Source organism: Paraburkholderia sp. BR14320 (genome assembly GCF_040948665.1).
In the GTDB taxonomy this organism is placed as follows: domain Bacteria; phylum Pseudomonadota; class Gammaproteobacteria; order Burkholderiales; family Burkholderiaceae; genus Paraburkholderia; species Paraburkholderia youngii.
In genome coordinates, this window is sequence record NZ_JBFPKG010000243.1 from 1 (window position 1) to 605 (window position 605).

1 pseudogene is annotated in these 605 nt (G+C 59.8%); it reads right to left on the minus strand.

What is annotated here, in order from left to right:
* Nucleotides 1–124: 124 nt before the first annotated feature.
* Nucleotides 125–406, minus strand: a pseudogene (locus AB3X89_RS40130) (ISNCY family transposase); the annotation flags it as partial.
* Nucleotides 407–605: the final 199 nt, after the last annotated feature.

A 605-nucleotide genomic window follows, 5' to 3' on the forward strand; every position in this document is an offset into this window, starting at 1 on the left:
TCTTGCCAATACCTTGATTTCCACTGCTTGCTCCTGAGTCAGCATCGGCGGCAAAAAGCCGCCATCCTCTCCCAGGTGGGTCAGGTTTACTTCGGCGGGTGGGTCAGTTTTACATCGGCGCTAACACATACACCAGCAGTGCGCACGCCGGCGCCCGATCCTCAAACCACCGATGATCGCAACCATCGATCTGGATCAGTTCGCCCAGACAGGCGCGACGAGCACGTGGCTGATAGATTTTCGGCGGACGTTGACGGCGCGGCACCCACAGCTGGGCATCCATCATCAATTGCCGGACCGTTTCCTTCGCCAGGCGGATGCCGTGGCATTCACGCAGCTTCTCGCAGGCCAGCGTCGGCCCGAAATCCGAGTAGCGATCCCGGATGATCGAGATGGCCCGATCGGCTGTCACAGCGTCCAGGCGGTTGTTGCTGGGCTTCGAGCGACGACGCGACACAAGCCCCGGCGCTCCGTGGTCATGAACCGCCCCGGGATTTCCGGAGGCTCCACTTCTTGAGAAAATGGAGCTATGGAAAACACGAAGAAGAAGTGCCCAAGGTACTCGCCTGAAGTTCGTGAGCGGGCTGTGCGAATGGTTCTGGAAC